The 4,392-nt window shown below is 51.5% G+C and carries 2 protein-coding genes; both read right to left on the reverse strand.

Going from position 1 to position 4,392, the window contains the following annotated elements; genetic code table 11:
- Nucleotides 1-301: 301 nt before the first annotated feature.
- On the reverse strand, nt 302-3,415 hold the full coding sequence (locus PN477_RS03615; RefSeq protein WP_272121586.1) for an adenylate/guanylate cyclase domain-containing protein: 3,114 nt from the start codon (nt 3,413-3,415) through the stop codon (nt 302-304).
- 31 nt (nt 3,416-3,446) lie between these two features.
- A complete protein-coding gene (locus PN477_RS03620) occupies nt 3,447-4,169 on the reverse strand; it encodes a transporter substrate-binding domain-containing protein (protein ID WP_272121587.1) in 723 nt (240 codons plus the stop codon).
- Between the last annotated feature and the right edge of the window lie 223 nt (nt 4,170-4,392).

Genomic DNA, 4,392 nt, shown 5'->3' on the forward strand with positions numbered 1-4,392 from the left:
AGACGTGAATGCCAGTATAAATATTATGGCGGCAGGGCTTGCCGACCTGAATGGACAGGCGTTAAGCAGTGTTAGACCCCAATCTGGGGCGGTTGCTTGTCTGTCTACCCATCAGGAGTCCACTTAATGTGGGCAGACTGGGAATCCCCGCGCCTTTAGGCCGGGGAGGATGTCAATTTAGCAAAGGATATCCGGGCTGATTCAAGAGATTTTGCGGCGAAATGGATGAAGCCTTGAGTTCTGTAGGGCGATCGCGGGGGGATGGAGTAGCGATCGCTTCAAATTTTTTAACGTATGGCGATTAATCTCCCGCTTCGGCTTCTTTATGCCCCAAGAGCCAATAGGTTTTCATTTCGCCCCGCCCCCGCACGGTAATCGTGCCGCGCTCCTCACATTCAAACTGATCGGCGATTTTTTCGTAGGTGGTGGCGGTGAGTTGAATCTGCCCTGGCATCCCTTGGGATTCCATCCGCGAGGCAATATTCACCGTATCGCCCCAGAGATCATAGCTAAACTTGCGAATCCCGATCACCCCTGCCACCACCGGCCCGGTATGAATCCCAATCCGCAGGTTAATCGGTTGACCGTCCGGGTAGGTAAAGCTGCTAATCGCTTCTTGAAGATTGAGGGCAAAGTCTGCGATCGCATTGGCATGATCTTCAAAGAAAATCGGCAAGCCTCCCACCACCATATAGGCATCGCCAATCGTCTTAATCTTCTCCAAATGATGCCAATCTGCCAACTTATCAAATAACGAAAAAATCCGGTTCAATAAATCCACCAACTCCGTCGCGGAGAGAGTTGAGGATAAATGCGTAAACCCCACAATATCCGCAAACAACAGCGTCACTTCGCTAAACTGTTCCGCCACCAACCCCGTTGATCGTTTCAACCGTTGCGCGATCGTATGGGGCAGAATATTGAGCAGTAATTGTTCCGAGCGATGTTGTTCAGCCCGCAACGATTCTTCGGCTAAACGTCGTTCCGTCGTATCCGTCGCCACCGAAAGAATTTCCACTAATTCACCCTGTTCATCATAAATTGGTTGATTCGCCCAAGTCACCCATAATCGCTGCCCATCGCTGCGGATATTTTCATTCTCATGGACTCGATTTTGATTGGGATTGCGCACAATTTCAGCTAACATCTCGCGTAAATCATGACCCGCTTGATCTTGGGGGGCGATAATCGTCCCCATAATATTCTGTCCAATGATTTCCGCTTCAGAATAGCCAAAAAATTCACAGCCACGACGATTAATAAAGAGGAGTGTCCCGTCGGGTTTCCAGCGGATAATCGTCGAACTGACATTTTGAATGAGGTGGCGAAATTCCGCTTCATTTTTGCGCAGGGTTTCTGCGGCCTTTTCCCGTTCGGTAATATCTTCAGCAATGCACAAAATATATCGAACTTCACCATGTTCATCCCGTAGGGGGAGCTTAATTAGGCGCTGTCGTAAAATATCTCGATAGTGATGGTGAATGACTTCATGCTCATGAATTAAGGTTTCACCCGAATCAATGATGGCTTGATCTTCTGTGGTAAACCGTTCCGCGAGTTCAGGCGTTTCTAAATCATAACTATTCAGCCCTAATGTTTGGTTTGCCCTCGATCCGTAGAGTTTTTCTGCACCGGGATTCCAAAGTACATAACGAAAGTCGTTTTTGGCATCTTTGACAAAAATGGCGAGGGGAATATTTTCAACAATGGTGTTTAAAAATTGTTGGGAGCGATAGAGTTCTTGCTCTAGGGTTTTGCGTTGGGTGATGTCGCGGGCAACCCAGAGCACGGTGGTGTCGGTGATGGCGGAAATGGTGGCAGCAAACCACAGTTCGCGCTGGGTTTGGGGCATGAAAACTTTGTATTCTGTGGTGATGCTGACGGTGTTGGTGAGGGCGGTTTGGATGTAGTTTAAAAATTCATCGGCTTGCTCGGCGGGAAAGAGATCATGGTTGGTTTTGCCGATCATGGTTTCGGCAGGTTGGATCAGGAGGGCGGGGTTAGTGGAGGGAATTTTGAGGTAGCGTCCGTCGGCATCGGTGATGAAGACGAGTTCGGTCATGGCGGCAAAGATGCCCCGCAATTCGGCTTCGGCTTCGGCGAGTTTGGCGGTGCGGCGTTGAACTTGCTGTTCAAGGAGGGTGAAGGATTCGGTGAGTTGGCTGGACATGGCGTTGAAGGCCTGGGCCAGAAGTTGAATTTCGGTGATGCGACCATGGCGGACGGTTTGATCGAGTTTGCCCGCTGCGATCGCTTGACTGGCGGTGATCAAGCGGGTGATCGGGCGGGTGATCCAGCGGGAGGTGAGCAGACCGAGGAAAATGGAGCAGATCAGGGCGAGGGCGCAGAGTTGCAGGGTGGTGCGCGTGTTTGCATGGATGCGTTCCATGAAGTCAGCTTCGGGGACGACGACAATGATCAGCCAGTCGAGACCTTGATCATCACCGAGGGGGGTGACTTGGATGAATTGCCGTTCGTTGTCGAGGAAGAATTCGAGTTGTTGGGGGCGGTCGAGGGTTGTGAGGTCGGGGTAGCGCGTTTGGAGGTGGGTGGCGGTTTCGGAGAGGAGGCGATCGCTACTATTGATCGCCTTAATCCGCAAGGTCGTCCCGTAGGTCATCAAAAACGGTTGATCGAGGGTGGAACTAGCCACCAACAGCCCCGATCGCTCCATGATGAAGGCCTGACCCGATGCGCTAATCTCCAGGATTTTTAAAAAATTCCCTAGGGATGCGAGTTGTAATTCAGCACTAAACACCCCGATCGGCGCACCATCAGGGCCATCGATGGGTTGACTGAGGGGGTGGGCGAGGGATTGGGTTTCGATGCGGGTGTAGATGTTGCCCCAGGTGGGGCGATCGGCGGCGATCGCTTCCTGAAACCAGAGTTGTTCGCGCACATCGATCAGTCGCGCCTCGGTCTGAGGCACGGCCTGAAGCTCCCCCGCCTGATCCCACTGCAACTGACGCAGGAACGGCGGGTTTTGGAGTTGTACCCAGCCCTGAATCGTGCCATCGGCCAACCGTTTGACGCTGATTAAATCCCCCGCCACACTACCAAATTGCAGCGTACTCAACTCCGGAAACAAGGTCATTTGTTGCTTAAAGGTGGCGAGTAAGGGTTCCCAATTTTGCCCCTGGCCATCCCAAAACCCCACTTGCACCGTGTTGGCGTTGAGTTGATTCACCGTTTCCGGTCGGGTAATATACTCCTGAAGTTGTTGCTGAATCCGAGCCGTCACCTCGCTCCGCAATTGCCCCGTCACATCATTCACCGCTCGCTGACCATTGCGCACAGAGAGCCATCCGGTTAGTCCCACCGCCACCATAATTTGAATCACAAAGGGGAGGACTAACAGGATACGGAGGGAAATACTCTCAGGAGGCTGGAGAGTCCAGCGTGAAAACCACTTCAAACGATATTTTCAGAAGAATACAACAGCCTTCTTAATCAAACCATTTTTGAACGAGGGCTTTAATCTCACCATTGTCCTTCATTTCCTGAAGGACTGTATCAAATTTCTCGGTGTAGGGGGAGCCTTTCGGAAATGCGATCGCACTCCCCGCCGTCTCTGTGGGAACCCGATCCCCCAAGACCAGATCCGGATTTGAGGCGGTATATTTTTCCGCCACATTGCGCTCCACCACGATCGCATCAACGGTTTCTGCCTTCAAGCCCTGGATCAATTCCCCCACCTTCGCCATCGGCACTAAGGTGATCCCCTCCATTGCCGCCACAGCTTCCGCTTGAATCGTTTTTTCTTGAGCACCGATGGTCTTACCCTGCAACTCATCCACCGTTGTGATCGGATCACTCCCCAGCGCCACAATCACACTTTCATTTTCGTAATAACGCTGGGTAAAGTCCACCCGCTCTAGACGTTCCGCCGTCGGACTCATCCCCGCCATCACAAAATCCACCTCTTCCGCTGCGAGGGCATCAATCAGGGTATCAAAATCCATATCACGGATTTCAAGCTCGTAGTTCAACTCTTCAGCGATCGCTGTGGCAATATCCACATCAAAACCGACAATTTCACCCCCTTGATCCTTAAACTCATAGGGGGGATAGTCCGCTGAGGTTCCCATCACCAAGGTTTGGGGGCCACTACAGCCCAGAACCACCCCACAGCTTAGAATCGCGAGACTGATCCAACGCCAACGGATCATAACTTGTTTCCAGTTCATCGCCACCACGTTTGTTCACAAAGGTACTGTCATACCCTATGCTCAATTGCCCTGTCAATCCGGATAATTATCTTAAAATGTGCAAAGAAGACTCCCACTATAAAGCGAGTCCGAGTAGAGTTACCGAAGGTAACGGCGGACGTGCCTTTTAGTGGCGAGATGAATTTGCACCAACAAACAAATCGAGCGACAGCGAGTCCTTTAA

This window comes from Spirulina subsalsa CS-330, assembly GCF_028330765.1.
GTDB lineage: Bacteria > Cyanobacteriota > Cyanobacteriia > Cyanobacteriales > Spirulinaceae > Spirulina > Spirulina subsalsa_A.

Bases quoted from the DNA above. Each gene is read 5' to 3' on its own strand.
- PN477_RS03620 (WP_272121587.1), bottom strand. From the start codon at position 4,169: ATGATCCGTTGGCGTTGGATCAGTCTCGCGATTCTAAGCTGTGGGGTG.